General features: G+C 68.3%; 17 protein-coding genes. 10 read left to right on the forward strand and 7 right to left on the reverse strand.

From position 1 onward, the window contains the following. The first annotated feature begins 51 nt into the window (after window positions 1-51). The 4 genes from ACYQ7X_RS10755 (at window position 52) to ACYQ7X_RS10770 (ending at window position 3138) form a co-directional block, all read left to right on the forward strand. Window positions 52-1167 (forward strand): WD40/YVTN/BNR-like repeat-containing protein, encoded by a 1116-nt coding sequence (locus ACYQ7X_RS10755; protein WP_459697020.1) that lies wholly within the window; start codon window positions 52-54, stop codon window positions 1165-1167. After that, window positions 1164-1466, forward strand: coding sequence for a ubiquitin family protein (locus ACYQ7X_RS10760; RefSeq protein ID WP_459697021.1), 303 nt, complete (start codon window positions 1164-1166; stop codon window positions 1464-1466). Before ACYQ7X_RS10755 ends, ACYQ7X_RS10760 begins: the two co-directional genes overlap by 4 nt. Window positions 1467-1660: 194 nt before the next feature. Further along, window positions 1661-2293, forward strand: coding sequence for a ParA family partition ATPase (parA, locus tag ACYQ7X_RS10765; RefSeq protein ID WP_459697022.1), 633 nt, complete (start codon window positions 1661-1663; stop codon window positions 2291-2293). After that, window positions 2290-3138, forward strand: a complete 849-nt coding sequence (locus tag ACYQ7X_RS10770; RefSeq protein WP_459697023.1) for a phosphate/phosphite/phosphonate ABC transporter substrate-binding protein — start codon at window positions 2290-2292, stop codon at window positions 3136-3138. The genes parA and ACYQ7X_RS10770 overlap by 4 nt, the downstream gene beginning before the upstream one ends. Here ACYQ7X_RS10770 and ACYQ7X_RS10775 read toward each other — a convergent pair. Beyond that, on the reverse strand, window positions 3120-4127 hold the full coding sequence (locus ACYQ7X_RS10775) for a fatty acid desaturase (RefSeq protein ID WP_459697024.1): 1008 nt from the start codon (window positions 4125-4127) through the stop codon (window positions 3120-3122). The genes ACYQ7X_RS10770 and ACYQ7X_RS10775 overlap by 19 nt on opposite strands. A 138-nt stretch (window positions 4128-4265) precedes the next feature. On the opposite strand from ACYQ7X_RS10775, the gene ACYQ7X_RS10780 reads away from it, so the two are divergent. Beyond that, window positions 4266-5147, forward strand: coding sequence for a helix-turn-helix domain-containing protein (locus ACYQ7X_RS10780; RefSeq protein WP_459697025.1), 882 nt, complete (start codon window positions 4266-4268; stop codon window positions 5145-5147). A gap of 16 nt (window positions 5148-5163) precedes the next feature. On the opposite strand, the gene ACYQ7X_RS10785 is transcribed toward ACYQ7X_RS10780, so the two are convergent. From ACYQ7X_RS10785 to ACYQ7X_RS10810, 6 genes are all read right to left on the reverse strand, one after another. Further along, window positions 5164-5934 carry an L-iditol 2-dehydrogenase gene (locus tag ACYQ7X_RS10785; RefSeq protein WP_459697026.1) on the reverse strand — a complete coding sequence of 257 codons (771 nt, stop codon included), beginning with the start codon at window positions 5932-5934 and terminating at the stop codon, window positions 5164-5166. Beyond that, window positions 5931-6758 carry a carbohydrate ABC transporter permease gene (locus ACYQ7X_RS10790; protein WP_459697027.1) on the reverse strand — a complete coding sequence of 276 codons (828 nt, stop codon included), beginning with the start codon at window positions 6756-6758 and terminating at the stop codon, window positions 5931-5933. The genes ACYQ7X_RS10785 and ACYQ7X_RS10790 overlap by 4 nt, the downstream gene beginning before the upstream one ends. Further along, window positions 6755-7678, reverse strand: coding sequence for a carbohydrate ABC transporter permease (locus ACYQ7X_RS10795; RefSeq protein ID WP_459697028.1), 924 nt, complete (start codon window positions 7676-7678; stop codon window positions 6755-6757). The genes ACYQ7X_RS10790 and ACYQ7X_RS10795 overlap by 4 nt, the downstream gene beginning before the upstream one ends. A gap of 318 nt (window positions 7679-7996) precedes the next feature. Next, window positions 7997-9301 carry an ABC transporter substrate-binding protein gene (locus ACYQ7X_RS10800; RefSeq protein WP_459697029.1) on the reverse strand — a complete coding sequence of 435 codons (1305 nt, stop codon included), beginning with the start codon at window positions 9299-9301 and terminating at the stop codon, window positions 7997-7999. A gap of 123 nt (window positions 9302-9424) precedes the next feature. Continuing rightward, window positions 9425-10402: a sugar-binding transcriptional regulator gene (locus tag ACYQ7X_RS10805; protein WP_459697030.1), complete on the reverse strand. Its 978-nt coding sequence runs from the start codon at window positions 10400-10402 to the stop codon at window positions 9425-9427. 32 nt (window positions 10403-10434) lie between these two features. Continuing rightward, window positions 10435-12663, reverse strand: a complete 2229-nt coding sequence (locus ACYQ7X_RS10810; protein ID WP_459697031.1) for a ComEC/Rec2 family competence protein — start codon at window positions 12661-12663, stop codon at window positions 10435-10437. Window positions 12664-12688: 25 nt separating this feature from the next. Between ACYQ7X_RS10810 and gltX the strand changes: the two genes are divergently transcribed. Genes gltX through dprA form a run of 5 tightly spaced genes read left to right on the forward strand, consistent with a single transcriptional unit; the run spans window position 12689 to window position 18088 of the window. Beyond that, window positions 12689-14101, forward strand: coding sequence for a glutamate--tRNA ligase (gene gltX / locus ACYQ7X_RS10815; protein ID WP_459697032.1), 1413 nt, complete (start codon window positions 12689-12691; stop codon window positions 14099-14101). A 15-nt stretch (window positions 14102-14116) separates the two neighbouring features. Further along, window positions 14117-15052, forward strand: a complete 936-nt coding sequence (locus tag ACYQ7X_RS10820) for an aspartate carbamoyltransferase catalytic subunit (protein ID WP_459697033.1) — start codon at window positions 14117-14119, stop codon at window positions 15050-15052. Between the two features lie 23 nt (window positions 15053-15075). Further along, window positions 15076-16350 carry a dihydroorotase gene (locus ACYQ7X_RS10825; RefSeq protein ID WP_459697181.1) on the forward strand — a complete coding sequence of 425 codons (1275 nt, stop codon included), beginning with the start codon at window positions 15076-15078 and terminating at the stop codon, window positions 16348-16350. Continuing rightward, on the forward strand, window positions 16347-16943 hold the full coding sequence (gene plsY / locus ACYQ7X_RS10830; RefSeq protein WP_459697034.1) for a glycerol-3-phosphate 1-O-acyltransferase PlsY: 597 nt from the start codon (window positions 16347-16349) through the stop codon (window positions 16941-16943). The genes ACYQ7X_RS10825 and plsY overlap by 4 nt, the downstream gene beginning before the upstream one ends. Further along, window positions 16940-18088 carry a DNA-processing protein DprA gene (gene dprA, locus ACYQ7X_RS10835; RefSeq protein WP_459697035.1) on the forward strand — a complete coding sequence of 383 codons (1149 nt, stop codon included), beginning with the start codon at window positions 16940-16942 and terminating at the stop codon, window positions 18086-18088. The genes plsY and dprA overlap by 4 nt, the downstream gene beginning before the upstream one ends. Window positions 18089-18094 lie beyond the last annotated feature (6 nt).

The following is an 18094-nucleotide window of genomic DNA, read 5'->3' on the forward strand; positions in this document are numbered from 1 at the left end:
CCGCATTTGTGCTAGCTGTGAACAGGATCCTGGTCATCCCCGGGGGAAGACATGGCCCAGCTTCGCGTTCTCGTCGGCACGCGCAAGGGCGCGTTTATCCTGAGCGCAGACGGCGCGCGGCGGGACTGGTCGGTCTCCGGCCCGCATTTCCCGGGCTGGGAGGTTTTTCACCTCAAAGCCTCGCCGGCCGATCCCCAGCGCCTTTACGCATCGCAGACATCGGCCTGGTTTGGCCAGATCATCCAACGCTCGGACGATGGCGGCGCGAGCTGGACGGCGATGGATAATCATTTCGCCTATGATGGCTTGCCCGGCACGCACCAATGGTATGACGGGACGCCGCATCCGTGGGAGTTCAAGCGCGTCTGGCATCTGGAACCGTCCCTCACCGATGCCGATAGCGTTTACGCGGGCGTCGAGGACGCGGGCCTGTTCCACTCGGCCGATGGCGGCCGATCCTGGCGCGAGCTTTCGGGCCTCCGCCGGCATGGCAGCGGGCCGGCATGGCAACCTGGCGCCGGCGGCATGTGCCTGCACACGATTATTCTGGACCCCAGCAACCCGCTGCGGATTTTCATCGCCATCTCCGCCGCCGGCGCGTTCCGCACCGATGATGGCGGCCTGTCCTGGCGCCCGATCAACCGTGGCCTGCGTTCGGACTATATCCCCGATCCGGAAGCAGAGGTCGGCCACTGCGTCCATCATATCGCGATGCATCCATCGCGCCCGGGCACGCTGTTCATGCAGAAGCACTGGGACGTGATGCGTTCCGACGATGCGGGCGAATCCTGGCGAGAGATCAGCGGCAATCTGCCGAGCGATTTTGGCTTCGTCATCGATGTTCACGCGCATGAGCCGGAAACCCTCTACGTCGTGCCGATCAAGAGTGACTCGGAGCATTTTCCGCCCGAGGGGCGGCTTCGCGTATATCGCAGCCGCAGCGGCGGCGTGGAGTGGGAGCCGCTGACGGAGGGGTTGCCGCAGCAGGATTGTTACGTGAACGTGCTGCGCGACGCGATGGCGACCGACACGCTCGATCCTTGCGGCATCTATTTCGGCACGACCGGCGGGCAGGTCTATGTATCTCCGGATGCGGGGGATAGCTGGCAGGCGATCGTGCGCGATCTTCCGGCGGTGCTCTCGGTTGAAGTGCAGACGCTGAGATGAACACGGTGCGGGTTGCCTTGCCCACCAGCCTTTGCGTCCTGGCGGGGACCGCGGCCGAGGTGCGGCTTGCCTGCGCGGCGCCGGCCACCTTGGGAAGCGTTCTGGACTCGTTGGAGGCTGCCTATCCGATGCTGCGCGGTACGATCCGCGACCAGGGCACGAAGAAACGTCGGCCCTTCGTCAGGTTTTTCGCCTGCCGGGAGGATCTGTCCCACGCCACCGCGGAGGACGCGCTTCCTGATGCGGTGGCGCGGGGCGAGGAGGCATTCATCATCATCGGCGCCATTGCCGGAGGGTGATGCGCCCGAAGCGGTTGGACATCCCGCCCGATCCCGGGAGCGGCTGATGGGCCGCAACCTATGGACGATGACCGAGGCCATGCGGGCCGACCGTCCACCCGCGCTACATCCTGCCGCTCGCAGGACCGCGCCGAAATGCGTGCGCATCGGCGAGGCTGGCCTATAGTGGCCGCTCCTTGAGGAGTCTCTCGCCCATGAGCCTGGTCCTGACGATTGCCCAGCAAAAGGGCGGCGCCGGCAAGAGCATGATCGCGGCCAATCTGGCGGCCGGCTTCTCTGCCACCCATCGCGTCTGCCTGCTCGATATCGATCCGCAGAAGAGCCTCACGCGCTGGCACGCGCTGCGCGCCAAGGCGTCCAAGCCGCTGCCGCCCATCGGCTTTTCCGATGTCTCGGGCTGGCGCCTCCGCACCGAGCTTGACCGGCTGATGCGGGATTTCGACGTGCTCATCGTCGATACGCCGCCGCAGGTCGAGACCGATGCGAAGCTCGCGATCCGCGCCGCACGGCTCGTCATCGTGCCGTTGCAGCCGAGCCCGCCCGACTTATGGGCGGCCGCCGGCACGGTCGCTCTCGCGGCCTCTGAAAAGCGGCCGGTGCGGCTCCTGCTGAACCGGGCGCCGGCCGCATCGAAGCTGCGCAGCCAGGTGGAGCGGGAAGCCGCTGCCGCCGGCTACGCGCTGTTTCAGAACACCATCGGCAATCGTGCCGGCTTCGCCAATGCCTTCGCCCTCGGCATGGGCGTGCAGGAAGCGAGCCCGCGCTCCCTGGCGGCACGGGAGATGGCCGCGCTGCTGGAGGAGATCGGCGGGATCGCCCAGGCATGAGCGGCAGCCGTGAGCCGGCCCCCCTCGCCTTCCTGCCGATGTATGCGCTGCCCGAGATGGCGGCGGAGAATGAGGCGGTCTGGGCGAGCCTCGCGGCGGCGCTGCTGGCCGAAGGCGTGCCGCCGGCCGCCTTGCCTGCCCGGCTGACCGCGCCCCCCGCCGCTCTACCGAGGAAGATCGCGCCGGAGACGGTCTTCAGCCAGATGTGCGGCTATCCGCTCAGGACGTTGTATGACGGGCAATACCGCTTGCTCGGCACGCCGCTTTACGATCTGCCGGGCTGCGCGTTGGGGAGGGAAGCGGAGGCGGTGCCGGAGCATCGCTCCTTCCTCGTCATCCGGGCGGAAGCGCCAGGGCGCGTCTTGGGCGATCTGCGCGGCCTCCGCTTCGCGATGAACGGGCGGGATTCCAATTCCGGCATGAACCTGCCCCGCCGCCTCTTCGCGCCGCTCGCCGGGGCCAGGCCCTTCTTCGCTACGGTGCTGATCAGCGGCAGCCATCTCCGCAGCATGGAGATGGTGGCCGAGGGCGCGGCCGATGCCGCCGCGATCGACTGCGTGACCCATGGCTTCATCGCCCGCTACCGCCCGACGCTTGCCGCCCGGCTGCGCATCGTGGGGGAAACGCCGCCTGCGCCGGCCATTCCCTTCATCACCGCCGCCGCCACGCCGGCCGATCTCGCGGCGCGGATGGGCCGCCTGCTGGCAGCCCCACCGCCTGCCCTCGCCGCCGCGCTGGCGGGCTTGCGGATTGCCCGCATCCTGCCGCCCCGCCTGAACGCCTATGAGGTGGTTCTGCGCTACGAGGCGGAGGCCGCCAACCTCGGCTATCCCATGCTTTCCTGAGAGCCGAGACCTTCCTGGGTGAAGGCGCCGGCCGGCGTGGTCGCGGCGCTGCCCGGCAAGGGCGCGCGCAGCGCGCTGAAGCCGGGATGCGGCCCGGGATGATGCGGGCGCCAGAAATAGCGCCACGCCACCTCCCAATAGCCAGCATAGACGAGATAGCCATTGGCTTGCAGGAACGCGGCGCGATGGCGGCGATAGGCGCCCGGTATGCGATACCAGGGCAGGCCGGGTGCGGCATGATGCACGGCATGGAGATTGTTGTAGAGGAACAACAGGCCGAGCACCGGCGCGTTTTCTACAATCGCCGTGCGCTCCCCCGCCGCCGGTGCCGCCCGATGCTCGGCGAAGGAGCGGATGGAGGCGAGCATGCGGGCCGGCACCACGAAGCATAGGAGATAGAGCCAGAGCGGCATGCCGCACACGGCGAGCAGCCAGAGGAGCACGCCGGCCACAGCGAGCAGATGCCAGAACCAGATGCGTCGCAGAGCGCGGTTGCCGGCCCGGCAAAGGCGTGCCTGGCGCGAGAGGAAGACCAGCACGCTCCAGACCGCGCCGAGCGTGATCCGGCCGGGAAAGGTGTGGGTCATGCGAAGCCAGGCGCGCCGCCAGCGCCCGAGGCGGGCGTAGCGGGCCGGGGCGAGGTAGTAGCTCTCGGGGTCTTCCAGCGGGTCCGTCAGATGATGATCGCGATGATGGCGCAAATGGCTCGCCCGGTAGATGCGATAGGGCAGCCAGAGGGTGAGCGGCGGGAAGCCCAGCGCATCGTTGAGCGCACGCCACCGCGTCGGGTGGCCGTGCAGAACCTCGTGCTGGAAGGACATATGCCAGGCGACCAGCCAGCCGCCGAGCGCCAGCAGCAGCGGCCAGGGAATATCCCGATAGAAAAATGTCAGCGCCAGCCAGCCGCCATAGATGGTGGCGCAAAGCCCGATCGTCGGCCATTCGATGGTGGCGGGGCGGGCGGGCTTGCTGTGGAAAGGATGAGGCATGCCCCATGCTTCGCCCTCCCATCGGCCGCCGACAAGGATAGAACGATCCCGAATCGTGGATAATGCGCATGGAGCGTTACAAGCGTCACTCAGATGCAAAATATGGTGCGTTTTCCACCATCATGTTATTATCCGCACATGAGCTTCACCTCCGCCGATCGCGCCGATCTCGTCCGCACCTTCCGCGAGCGGCTGCTCACCGTCATGGCGCGCTCCGGCCTCAACCAGAGCAGCTTCGCCGCCCGCGCCGGGATCGACCGCTCGACCCTCTCCCAGATCCTCTCGCCCGCGAACGACCGGCTGCCGCGGCTCGAATCGGTTGCCGCCATCGCGCGGCTCGGCCAGGTCTCGCTGGATTGGTTGCTCGGCCTGCGCGCGGTGGAGCAGACCGACCCGGGCATGCTGACCGATCATCTGAGCTTCGAGCGGGACGCCGAATCGCCGGTCGATGCGCGGCTGGTCTCCTGGCTGGAGGAGGCGGCGGGCTACAAGATCCGCCATGTGCCGGTGAATTTTCCCGATGTGCTCAAGACCCCGGCGGTGATCGACGCGGAATATGCCCGCACCCTCACCCTCTCCGCGCAGAGGCGGATCGAGATCACGGAGATGCGGCTCGATTATCTCCGGCGCCCGGAGACGGATATGGAGGCGGCGACGCCGCTACAGGTGATGGAAGGCTTCGCGCGCGGCGAAGGGCGCTGGCAGAAGCTGCCGGCGGATATCCGCCGCGCCCAGCTCGATCATCTGATCGCGCTCTGCGAGGAACTCTATCCGCGCTTCCGCTGGTTCCTCTATGACGGTTCGGAGCTTTACTCGGCCCCCATCACCATCTTCGGGCCGACGCGCGCGGCGATCTATATCGGCCAGTCCTTCCTGGTGATGCAGAGCCGGGACCATATCCGCACGCTGATCGGCCATTTCGACCAGCTGCTGCGCGCCGCCAAGGTGGAGGCGAGGGATATTCCGGCCTATCTGCGCGATCTCCGCCCGCTCGGCGACGGGCGCGGGCGAAGCCGCTGAGGCGAGCGCGGAAGGCTCAGCTCATCCAGTTGCCGCCATCGACGTTGAGGGTCTGGCAGCAGATATAGTTCGCATCCTCAGAGGCGAGGAAGACCGCAGCCCCCGTCATGTCTTCAGGATAGCCCATGCGGCCGAAGGGCACGGCTGCGCCCACCTGGCGCTTCTTCTCGCCGAGCGGAAGGTTCTCGTATTTCGCGAATTGCGCGTCCACCACGTCCCACATCGGGGTATCGACGACGCCGGGCGCGATGGCATTCACATTGATGCCGTGCTTGATGAGTGCGAGCCCCGCGCTCTGGGTGAGGCTGATCACCGCCGCCTTGGAGGCGCAATAGACGGCGACCAGCGCCTCGCCCCGTCTGCCGGCCTGGGAGGAGAAATTGACGATCTTGCCCCCCTTCCCTTGCGCCACCATCTGGCGCGCGACCGCCTGGAGGGTGAAGAGCAGCCCTTCGACATTCACCGCGAACTGGCGGGCGTAGCTTTCCCGGGTGATCTCCAGCACCGGCGCCATCTCGAAGATACCGGCATTGTTGACCAGGATATCGATCCGGCCGAGGCGCGCGACGACACCCGCGACCATCGCATCGATCGAGGCCTGCTTCGTCACGTCGAGCGCGAAGCCCATGGCGCCGGCGCCGATCTCCCCGGCGACTGCCTCCGCCTCCGCGCCATTGATATCGGCGATGACGACGCGCGCCCCCTCCGCCGCATAGCGCGTGGCGATCGCGCGGCCGATGCCGCGCGCGCCGCCGGTTACGATGGCAATCTTATCCTCAAGCCTCATTTCACCGCTCCGAAGGTCAACCCACTCACGAGCTGCTTCTGGCTGATCCATCCGAAGATGAGAATAGGCGCGATCGCGAGAACAGAGGCCGCGGAAAGCTTGGCCCAGAAAAGCCCCTGCGGCGCCGAGAAGCTCGCGATGAAGGCGGTGAGCGGGGCCGCGTGATGGGCCGTGAGGTTGAGGCTCCAGAAAGCCTCGTTCCAGCAGAGGATGATGCCGAGGAGGCCGGTGGAGGCGATGCCGGGCATGACGAGCGGCAGCAGCACATGCACCAGCACCTGCCGCAGATTGGCGCCGTCGATCCGGCTCGCCTCGATGATGTCTTTCGGCAGATCGCGGAAGAAGGTGTAGAGCATCCAGACCGCGATCGGCAGGTTGCTCAGCATGTTGATGATGATGAGCGCGGTCTTGCTGTCCAGCAGCCCGGCATCGCGGCAGAGCAGGTAGATCGGCACGAGCACGCCAACGGCGGGCAGCATCTTGGTGGAGAGCATCCAGAGCAGCAGGCCGCGGGTCCGCTTGGTCGGGTAGAAAGCCATCGAGAAGGCGGCCGGCACGCCGATGATGAGGGTGAGGAGCGTGGCGCCGACGGAGATTGCGATGCTGTTCCAGGCGAAGAGCAGGTAGTTCGCTTCCGAGAAGATGTCGCGGTAGTTGACCACCGTCGGCACGAAGAAGAGCAGCGGCGGCGTCTGCACCGCCTGCACTTCGGTCTTGAAGCTCGCGAGCACCATCCAGGCGATCGGGAAGAACATCACGAGCGCCGCGATCCAGGCGATGGTGCCGGCGATCGGGCTGCCTTTCTTGGCGACACCGTAACTCATACTTCGAGCCTCCGGGCTACGCTTCTCGTGAGGAAGGCCGAGACGATATTGGCGAGGATGATGGCGATGACGCCCGCGGCCGAGGCGCCGCCGACATTGAAGGCGAGCAAGGCGCGCTGATAGATGAGGAAGGTGAGGTTGGTGGTGGCGAAGCCGGGGCCCCCGCCCGTCGTCACGTAGATCTCGGCGAAGACGCCGAGCAGGAAGATCATCTCGATCATGATCGTGACCGAGATGGCGCGCGCCATATGCGGCAGCTGGATCGAGAAGAAGATATCGAGCGCGGAAGCACCGTCGAGGCGTGCGGCTTCCAGCTGCTCCTCGTCCATCGATTGCAGGGCGGTGAAGAGGATGAGGAAGGCGTAGGGCAGCCACTCCCAGCAGAGGATCAGCATGATCGAGCCGAGCGGGAAGGTGCTGAACCAGGCGATCGGCCTGAGGCCGACGGCACGGAACATCCAGGCGAAGAGGCCGTTGACCGGATCGAGCAGCAGGTTCTTCCAGACCAGCGCCGACACCGTCGGCATGACGAAGAAGGGCGAGATCATCAGCACGCGGGCGATGCCCTGGCCGCGGAAGGGCTGGTTGAAGATCGCCGCCAGCACCGCGCCGAGGCAGATCGTGATCGCGATGACGCCGACGACGATGATGACGGAGACGAGCAGCGAATGCGCAAGTGCGGGGTCTTCGAAGAGGAACTTGAAGTTGTTGAAGCCCGCCCAGCCGTGAATCATCGGGTTGAGCAAGTTGTAGCGGCGGAAGGCGAAGAAGAGCGTCATCGCCAGCGGCACGATCATCCAGATCAGCAGCAGGACGACGGAGGGCGCGAGCAAGGGCAGCGTGTTGACACCGCCGCCGGGCCCCTTTGCCTTGGCGGGGGCCGGGGCCGGTCCTCCACCGTTCAATGATGTGGCACTCATGACGATCCTCTTCGAAAGGCTAGGCGGCTGCCTCGCAAGCGGGGCTTGGCTGCCCCCGCGCGGGCCCGGGAGCACGAAGCCGAGATTGACCAACCATCTGGGAAAGAGCTGTTCGCGGTGTTCTTGGTTTTTGTCGCAGTTTTGTCGCAAATGCCGGGGCGCCACTCTGCCACGCCGCAGCCGGTCCTGCCATGCCCGTCGCTCTCTCGCCTTGCGCAAGCGCGCCGCCGAGAGGCATGGCCGGCGGCCAACACCCTGAAGTCAGGCGGCCCGGCGGATCACCGCCAGGCCGCCCCCTTCAAGGCGAGACGCCGAAGCTTACTGCGTGTAGCCGGCCTGCTGCATGGTGGAGGAGACCGAGGACTGCGCTTCCTTCAGCGCGCCATCCACCGTCTGCTGCCCGGTCAGCGCCGCGGCCACCAACTGGCCAACCGTCGTCCCCATCGCCTGGAACTCAGGGATCGAGACATACTGGATGCCGGTATAGGGCACCGGATCCTTCGTCGGGTGGGTCAGGTCGGCGGTCAGGATCGCCTGCTTCACGGCCGGCGCGAAGGGCGCCGCCTTCAGATAGTCCGGGTTGTCATAGGTCGAAAGACGGGTGCCGGGCGGCAGCGTCGTCCAACCGGCATCCTGGCCCACCAGGTTGATGTAATCCTTGGAGGTTGCCCAGGCGATGAAGTCCTTCGCGGTGGCGACCTTCTTCGAGGTGGAGGGAATGGCGAGCGCCCAGGACCAGAACCAGTGCGAGCCGTTCGGCGTCACATCCACCGGGGCGGCGGTAAAGCCGGTCTTGTCGGCCACCTGGCTGCTGGTCTTGTCATAGATGAGGCCGGCGCCCGAGGTCGCATCCACCCACATGGCGCAATGGCCGGTGGCGAAGAGCGCCTGGTTCTCGTTGAAGCCGTTCGAGCTCGCGCCCGGCGGGCCGTAGTCCCGCAGCAGATGCACGTAGAAGGTCAGTGCATTGTGCCAGGCCGGGGTATCGAGCTGGGCCTGCCACTTGGTGTTGAACCATTCGCCACCAAAGGTATTCACCATGGTGTCGAAGATCGCCATGTTCTCACCCCAGCCCGGCTTGCCGCGGAGGCAGATGCCGTATTGCTGCTTGTTCTTGTCGGTGAGCTTGGCGGCGAACTGCTCGACCTGCTGCCAGGTCGGGTTCGCGGGCATGGTCAGCCCCGCCTGCTTGAAGAGATCCGTCCGGTAGTAGGTGAAGGAGCTCTCGGCATAGAACGGCAGAGCATAGAGCTTGCCATTGGCGGAGAGCGCATCCCGCACCGACTTGAAAACGTCATTGTAATCATAGCCGGGAATGTCGCCCACCGGGGTGAGCCAGCCCTGCTTGCCCCAGATCGGGGTTTCATAGGAGCCGATGGTGACGATATCGAACTGACCGCCATGCGTCGCGATATCCGTCGTCACGCGCTGGCGCAGCACGTTCTCTTCCAGCACCACCCAGTTGATGTGGTTGCCGGTCTTCTTCTCCCAGACCGAGGAGAGCTTCTGCATGACGACCATCTGCGAGTTGTTGACGGTCGCGATGGTGATGGTGGTGGCCTGCGCGAGGCAGGTACCGGACAGAAAAACGGCGGCGAAAGCCGCGATCGCTCTTAGACGCATTTCCTCATCCCTTGTTCATGGCCGCTTCGGGCTTCGCACTGGTGACCGAGCGTCTGCCCATGCTGTGAGCAGAACATCAAACACCGCTCCTCTGTCAAGATCTCTTGCGGGGGGATGAGCGCTTCATGACGCGGCGAGCAAGGCGCGGGCGGTCGCCTCGTCGGTAATCAGCCCGTCGATCATCCGCCCCTGCATCGCCGCACGGATCGCGGCGACCTTCTGCAAGCCGAAGGCCGCCCCCACCCGCGGCGCCTGGGTCGCGAGGGCGAGGTTCCAGACACCGGCCACCCGTTCGTTGACAGCGCCGCCGAGCAGCCGGCCCTCGGCATCGAAGGACCAGCCGCAGATTTCGCCAACCGCGCCACCCTCGATCAGCGCGGTGAGTTCCGCATCCGAAACGCAGCCATCGGCATGCAGCGCGCATTTCCAATCAACCGAGCCGACGCCGACGAGCAGGCAGCGCGCCTGCGGCAAAAGCTCCCGCATGGTCTGGTAGGGCTGTTGCTTCTGCAAGACGTCCCGCTCCTCCACCGTCGCCGCGATCACCGGGCAAGGCAGCGAGAAGCATTGCGCCCCGGAGAGTTCGGCAATCCGCAAGACGGGATCGAGCGCGATGGCGCGCCCCATCGGCAGGATGCTGCCGCAGAGCGAAAAGATCTTATGCTGCGGCGCGGCAACGGGCGAAAGCTCATTGGCGATGGCGCGGAGCGTGCGGCCGGTGCCGAGGCCGAGGACCAGAGGTGTGCGCTGGCTGAGCCATTTTTCGAGGAATTGCGCGCCGGCGATGGCGACCGAGCCGAGGGTGCCGGAATTGCTCGCCATCGTCGGCACCACCTCGCAGAGCGAGAGGCCATAGCGGTTTGCCAGCGCATCCCCCGCCTCCATGCAGGGCCCGACTTCGTGATCGAAGCGAAACTTGATCAGACGTTCCGAGAGGGCGAGCGAGATGAGCCGTTGGGCGGCCTGGCGGGAGATATTGAGCTGGGCCGCCACCTCATCCTGGGTGCGTCGCCCGACATAATACATCCAGGCGGCCCGCGCCGCCTGTTCCAGTCTCAGCCCTTGGCGCGATCGCGCATCGGGCCCCATCTTCTCAGCCATGAACGTCCTGCCCTAGGATGGATGCCATCCGATTAACGCGAAGTATTGTTCGCGCGCCGGGCATTTGCCAAGAGTTTTTCGTGCCCCTGCGGCCGCGCCCAAGGGTGCAGCGCAACAACCGGTAGCCAGGGCCAGCTGCCGCGCGGCGGCCGGTCCGCCCGCAGCCGGATGCCGCCGGCGCGAAAGGAGAGCGCGGTTGCCCCCCCGGCCCAGACGGATGCGCGCGTCAGCATCGCCACGCGGGCGCAGCCCGGGGCGTAAGGCCGGTGCCAGATCGCGGCGAGGATCACGAGCGAGAAGCCGGCGCAGCTGCCCGGCGGGTCTGCCGCGCGCCAGAGCAGCACGGGGTCGGCGCCGCGGCGCGGCAGCAGGCAGCCATCGGCCGAGCAGAGGGCGGCGGGCGCGCCACTGCGGCCGGGCACCCGCACTGCGCCTTCCGCCGGCAGGCGCAGCAGCGGCCGTCCGCCCCAGAAGCGCTGCCACTCCTCGAGCGTGAAAGCCTCAGGCCGCTTGCCTTCCAGCAGCACGGCGCCGGGCACGGCAAAGGCCAGCATGCGCAGGTCAGGCGAGATGAGCACATCCGGCGCACGCGCCAGCAGCGGTGGCAGCACGAGGCCGAGCGCCAGTGGCAGCAGCCCGAGCAGCCGCGCGGCGCTCCCCCAGAGGCAGAGCCAGAGCACGCCAAAGCCGGTCAACCCCAGGCAGAACAGCGGCACCCCGCCGGTCGGAAGGGTGGCCGCCGGCAGCGCCGCGCCGAGCCGCGCGATGCCGAGGATGGCCGCGCACCCCCAGCCCATCGGCACCAGCGCCAGAAAGCCGAGATGCAGCGGCAGGAGCAGATAGGCGAAGAGGCCGAGCGGCAGCACCCAAAAGGCGGTGATCGGCACCGCCAGGATATTGGCGGGGATGGAATAGAGTTCGATCTGGCCGAAGTGATAGGCGGCGAAGGGCGCGGTCGCCAAGGCGGCGAGCAGGCTCGTCAAGGTCACGAAGCTCAGATCCCGCCGCAGGAACCCGAGCAGCCCCGGACGATGCGCGAGCATGCCGAGCTTGCGGCGGCGGAGCCAATCATAGCCCGCGATGAGCACCAGCACGGCGCTGAAGCTCATCTGAAAGCTCACCCCGGCCAGCGCTTCCGGCTGCACCAGCAGCAACAGCATGGCGGCAAGGGCGAGGCTGCGCATGGAGATCGCCTGCCGCCCGGCGAGCAGGCCGAGCGTCACCAGGGAGGCCATGATGAAGCTGCGGAAGATCGGCAGATGCATCCCCGTCATCATCATGTAGAAGGCACCGACGACCAGCGCGGCGATCGCCGCCGCCTCCTTCACCGGCATGCGCAGCGCAAGCCAGGGCCAGCAGGCGAGGCTGAGGCGGACGGCGGCGAAGATCGTCATCATCACGATGCCGATATGAAGCCCGGCCACCGCCAGGATATGGGTGAGCCCGGTCACCGAGAAGGCCCTGCGGTCGGCATAGGGAAGCGCCGAGCGGATGCCGGTGAGCAGCGTCGCGGCGACGGCACCGGCGGGCCCCGGGATCTCGGCGATGATCCGCCGGCTCACCCGCTCCCGCATTCCCTGCCAAAAGCCGCCCCAGCCGAGACGGGCGGCGGCGGAGGCCGCGACCCGCTGCACCGGGCCGAGTGCGAAGCCGAGACCGCCGAGCCCGGTGAAGAAGGCATCCCGCCGCTGATCCCAGCCACCCGGATAGCTCGGCGGATAGGGTGGGCTGAGGAGCGCGCGCAGCCTCACCTCCTCCCCCGGCCGCAGCGGCGTCGTATCGCTGTCCTTCAGCCGGATGCGCAGCCCGCGCGGCAGGCGCGACCCCTGATCGAGCGAGACCGCGCTGAGCAGCACCCGCCGCCCGCGCGGCAGGGGTTCGAGGGTGACGACCCGCCCCTCCACCATCGCCGCCGCGCGCGGCAGCTTGGTCAATGGCGGCAGGGCGTGGGTCCGCAGGCTGGCCGCGGCGAAGCCGAGCGCCAGGAAGCACAGGCAGAGGGCGGCGGCGCGGGGCAGCAGGCGCCTCCAGGCCAAGGGCAGCAGCAGGCCAGAGAGCGCGAGCAGCAGCGGGCCGATCCAGGCCGCCGGCATCGTGCTTTCGGCAAAGAACAGGATATTGCCGATACCCATGAAGACCGCGAGCCAGGGCAGGAAATGCCCGTGCTCAGCGGCAAGCCAGGCCGCGCCAAGCGCCGAGGCCGCGCGGCGGCTGCGCGCCTGTCGCGCAAGGGTGAGGAGGCCGCGGAGATTTTCACTCATGGGCGAAATGCTCTAAGCAGCCAGCATGACACACGAGCCCCGCATCCGCACCCGTTTCGCCCCGAGCCCGACCGGCCTTCTGCACATCGGCGGGGCGCGCACCGCCCTCTTTAATTTCCTTTTCGCCCGCCACCATGGCGGGGAATTCCTGCTGCGCATCGAGGATACCGACCGCGCCCGCTCGACCGCCGAGGCGACCCAGGTGATCCTCGACGGGCTCACCTGGCTCGGCCTCACGCCCGACGCGCCGCCGGTCTTCCAGACCAGCCGTGAGGAGCGGCATCGCGCCGTCGCCCTCGCCATGCTCGAAGCCGGCAGCGCCTATCGCTGCTATGCCACCCGCGAGGAGCTGGAGCAGATGCGGGCGGAAGCCCAGGCCGCCGGCCGCCCGCCGCGCTACGATGGCCGCTGGCGCGACCGCGCCCCCGGCCCCGAGCAGGAAGGCAAGCCCTTTGCCATCCGCCTGCGCGCCCCCCGCGAGGGGGTGACGGAGGTCGCCGACCTCGTGCAAGGCAGTGTCCGCGTGGCCAATACCGAGTTGGACGACATGATCATCCTGCGCAGCGACGGCACGCCGACCTATCTGCACGCCGTGGTGGTGGACGATCATGACATGGGCATCACCCATGTCATCCGTGGGGATGATCATCTGACGAATACCTTCCGCCAGACCCAGATCTATCACGCCATGGGCTGGGAGACGCCGCGCTTCGCCCATATCCCGCTCATCCACGGGGCGGACGGCGCCAAGCTTTCGAAGCGCCACGGCGCCGTCAGCGTACTCGAATTCGAGCGGGAGGGTTTTCTGCCGGAAGCCCTCTGCAACTATCTGCTCCGCCTCGGCTGGGGCCATGGCGATGCCGAGGTGCTGAGCCGCGAGGAGGCAATCGCCCTCTTCGATCTCGACGGCGTCGGCCGGGCGGCGAGCCGGATGGACTACGCCAAGCTCACCCATCTCAACGGCGTCTGGCTGCGCGGCGCCGATGATGCGCGGCTGACCGCCGATGTGCTCCGCCGCCTGGCCGAGGACCGCGACCTGACGCTGGACGAAGCCGCCCGCGCCCGCATCGCGACCCTCATGCCGGCCTTGAAGGAGCGGGCCAAGACGCTGGTGGAACTGGCCCAGGCGGCCGCCTTCCTGGCGCGCCCGCTGCCCCTGCCCTTCGAGCCCAAGGCCGAGGCGCTGCTGACCGCAGAAGCCCGCCAGATGCTGGCCGAACTCGCCCCCCGCCTGGCCGAGACCGATTTCACCAAGGCCGGCGTGGATGCCGCCTTGCGCGCCTTCGCCGAGGAAACCGGCCGCAAGCTCGGCCAGGTGGCGCAGCCGATCCGCGCCGCCCTCACCGGCTCCACCACCAGCCCGCCGATCGACGCGACGCTCGCCGCCCTCGGCCGCACGGAAGCCCTCGCCCGCATCCATGCGGTTGCCGAACGCTGAAGGAAGGCCCCGCTCATGCGCCATCTGCTTGCCATCGAAGGCCTCTCGCCGCTGCTCATCGGCGATCTGCTCAACCTGGCTGAGAGCTACGCGCTGCTCAATCGCTCGGGTAAGACGCAGCGGGACCGGCTGCGCGGGCGGACACTGATCAACCTCTTCTTTGAAGACAGCACCCGCACGCGAACGAGCTTCGAACTGGCGGGCAAGCGGCTCGGCGCGGATGTCATCAATATGTCGGTCTCCACCTCCTCGGTGAAGAAGGGGGAGACGCTGCTCGACACCGCCGCCACCCTCAACGCCATGCAGTGCGACCTGCTGGTGGTGCGGCACGACCAGTCCGGCGCGCCGGCGCTTCTCGCCCGGAAGGTAGAAGCGGCGGTGATCAATGCCGGGGACGGGATGCACGAGCACCCGACCCAGGCCCTGCTCGATGCCTTGACCATCCGTCGCCATCGCGGCCAACTGGCGGGGCTCACGGTCGCCATCTGCGGGGATGTGGCGCATTCCCGCGTCGCGCGCTCCAACATCCACCTGCTCAACGCCATGGGGTGCAGCGTGCGCGTGGTGGGGCCGCCCACGCTGATGCCCAGCAGCATCGCGGCCCTCGGCTGCACCGTCTTTCATGACATGAAGGCTGGACTGGAGGGGGCGGACGTGGTCATGATGTTACGATTGCAGAAAGAACGCATGTCCCGCAACCTGGTGCCGAGCGCCCGCGAATATTTCCGCTATTACGGGCTCGACGCGCAGAAGCTCGAGCGCGCCAAGCCGGACGCGCTCGTGATGCATCCCGGGCCGATGAACCGGGGGGTGGAGATCGACAGCGCGGTTGCCGACGATCCGGAGCGGAGCGTGATCCGCGAGCAGGTGGAAATGGGCGTCGCCGTGCGCATGGCCGTGCTCGACATGCTCTCCCGCCCGCCGAGCGCCCAGGCGGGAGCGCGCCGGTGATGGACGGGATGGTGAACCCCAGCCTGCGCGACTGCGTGATCCTCGGCGCCCGGGTGATCGACCCGGCGAGCGGGTATGATGCCTTGGCCGATGTGCTGATCGCCGGCGGCCGCATCGCCGATATCGGCCGCAACCAGGGCGTGCCGGAGGGGGCCGAGCGGATCGAGGCACGGGAGGCGGTGCTCTGCCCCGGCCTTGTCGATCTGCGCGCTGAGCTTGGCGAGCCCGGGCGGGAAGACCGCGAGACGGTCAAATCCGTCTCCCGGGCGGCGGCGGCCGGTGGCATCACAACGCTCTGCGCGCTGCCCGATTCCGATCCGGCGACGGATGATCCGGCACTGGTGCGGGCGCTCATCGCCCGGGGGGAAGAAACCGGCAGCCTCTCCATCCACCCTTATGGCGCGGCGACCTGCGGCTGCGCGGGGGAGCAGATGGCCGAGCTTGGCCTGATGGCCGAAGCCGGCGCCATCGCCTTCACCGATGGCGCGCGGGCGATCCGCCCCGCCCGCCTCATGCGCCTCGCTCTTTCCTATACTTGCGGCTTCGGCGGCCTCGTGGTGCAGCATCCGGAGGAAGCCTCGCTCGCCGAGGGCGCGGCGGCGACCGAGGGCGAACTCGCAACCCGCCTCGGCCTGCCGGCGGTGCCGGTGGCGGCGGAGGCGATCCAGGTCGGGCGCGATATCGCCCTCGCCCGCCTCACCGGCGGGCGACTACATTTCGCGCATGTCTCGACCGGCGCCGCTCTTGCCCTGATCCGCGCCGCCAAGGAGGAAGGTCTCGCCGTCACCTGCGATACCGCGCCGCCTTATTTCGACCTCAACGAGATCGCGATCAGCGGCTTTCGCACCTATGCCAAGCTCTCCCCGCCTCTGCGCGCCGAGGCGGACCGCGAAGCCGTGGTCGCGGGCCTCGCCGATGGCACGATCGACGCCATCGCGTCGGATCATCAGCCACGCGACGCCGATGACAAGCGCCAGCCCTTCGCGCTTGCCTCGCCCGGCGGGGCGGGGCTGGCGACGCTGCTGCCGATCACCCTCGCCCAGGTGCATGGCGGGCAGATCAGCCTGATGCGGGCGGTGGAGTTGCTGACGGCGGCGCCGGCGCGCGTCTTCGGCCTCGCGGCGGGGCGCATCGCCCGGGGGGCGGCAGCCGATCTTTGCCTTTTCCATCCCGACCGGGTGTGGAAGATTGAGGCCGGGAAGCTCCCCGGCAAGGCGCAAAACACGCCCTTCGACGGCCGCGCCGTGGAAGGCCGGGTGCTTGGAACCTGGAAGGCCGGGAGGCGCGTGCTCGGATGAGCCCTATCCCCTATCTCGCCTGCCTGGTGGGCTATCTTTTGGGCAGCATTCCCTTCGGCCTCATCATCACCCGCCTCGGCGGGGCGGGGGATATCCGCAAGATCGGCTCCGGCAATATCGGCGCGACCAATGTGCTGCGCACCGGCCGCCGTGGCCTTGCCGCCGCGACCCTGCTGCTCGACGGCGCGAAGGGCGCGGCCGCGGTGCTGATCGCCCTCGTCTGGCCGCCGGTGATGAGCCACCACTCCGAGCTATGGGCGGGCGGCTTCGCGGTGCTCGGCCATATCTTTCCCGTCTGGCTCGGCTTTCGCGGCGGCAAGGGGGTCGCGACCGGTATCGGCGTCGCCCTCGCCGCCTGCTGGCCGGAAGGGGTATTGATGTGCCTCGTCTGGCTCATCGGCGCCAAGGTGACGCGCATTTCCTCCGCCTCGGCGCTGGCCGCCTTCGTCGCCTCGCCTTTCCTCGCCTGGGTCTTCGGCGGTGCCTCGCATGCCTTTCTGGCGCTGATCGTCGCCCTCATGGTGCTCGGCCGCCACCACGCCAATATTCGCCGGCTGATGACCGGCTCCGAACCCAAGATCGGGGCTGCGTGACCCCGGCCGGCCCCGCGCTTGCCGCCTATTTGCGGCTTGCCCGCACGGAAGGGGTCGGCCCCGTTGGCTATCGCCGGCTGCTCGGCCGCTTCGGCGGCCCGGACGAGGCGCTGCAGGCCTTGCCGGGCCTCGCCCGCGCTGCCGGGCGCGCGCAGTTCAAACTGCCCCCGATCGGCGCGATCGAGGATGAGATCGCCGCGACCGACCGGCTCGGCGGCCGCATCCTCATGCCGCATATGGCGGATTATCCGCGCCTGCTGCGCCAGCTGGCCGATCCGCCGCCCGCGCTTGCCATCCTCGGCGATCCTGCCCATTGCAGGGGCGGCTTGATCGGCGTGGTCGGCAGCCGCAACGCCTCCCTCAACGGCCAGCATATCGCCGCCGCGATTGCGCGCGGCCTCGCGGAAGCGGGTGTCGGCGTCGTCTCGGGCATGGCGCGCGGCATCGACGGCGCGGCGCATGAAGCAGCCCTCAGCCTGCCGCAGGGCGTGACGATCGCCGCCGTCGCCGGCGGGCTCGATAAACCCTACCCGCCCCAGCATGCCGGCCTGCAGGCCCGAATCGCGGCACGCGGCGTCGTGATGACCGAGGCGCCGCTCGGCACCGAGCCGCAGGCGCGCCACTTCCCGCGCCGCAACCGCCTCATCGCCGGGCTTTCGCTCGGCGTCGTCGTCGTCGAGGCGGCGCGGCAATCGGGCAGCCTGATCACCGCCCGCCTTGCGCTGGAAGCCGGGCGGGAGGTCTTCGCGGTGCCCGGCTCGCCACTCGACCCGCGCTCCCAGGGTGCCAACGACCTCATCCGCCAGGGTGCCCCGCTCGTCGAAACGGCGGCGGATATCCTCGCCCATCTCGGCGATCGGCTGGCCGATCGCGCTCGGCCGGAGGCCGCCGAGGAGCCCGCAGAGGAGCCGCCGGGCAGCTTCGCCGAGGAGCCCGCCCCGAGCCCGGCCGAGGCCCGCGAAATACGGGATGCCGTCCTGTCCGCGCTCGGCGCGGCGCCGACATCGGTTGACGATCTGCTCCGACACTGCCAGTTCACCACAAGGACCGCCCTTCTGGCCGCCCTGCTCGATCTGGAACTGGGCGGAATGATCGAATCCCTGCCAGGCAACCGGGTCGTGCGGCTGGCCGATGCGGGGTGGTGAGACCGC

It is taken from the genome of Acidisoma sp. C75 (assembly GCF_054665095.1).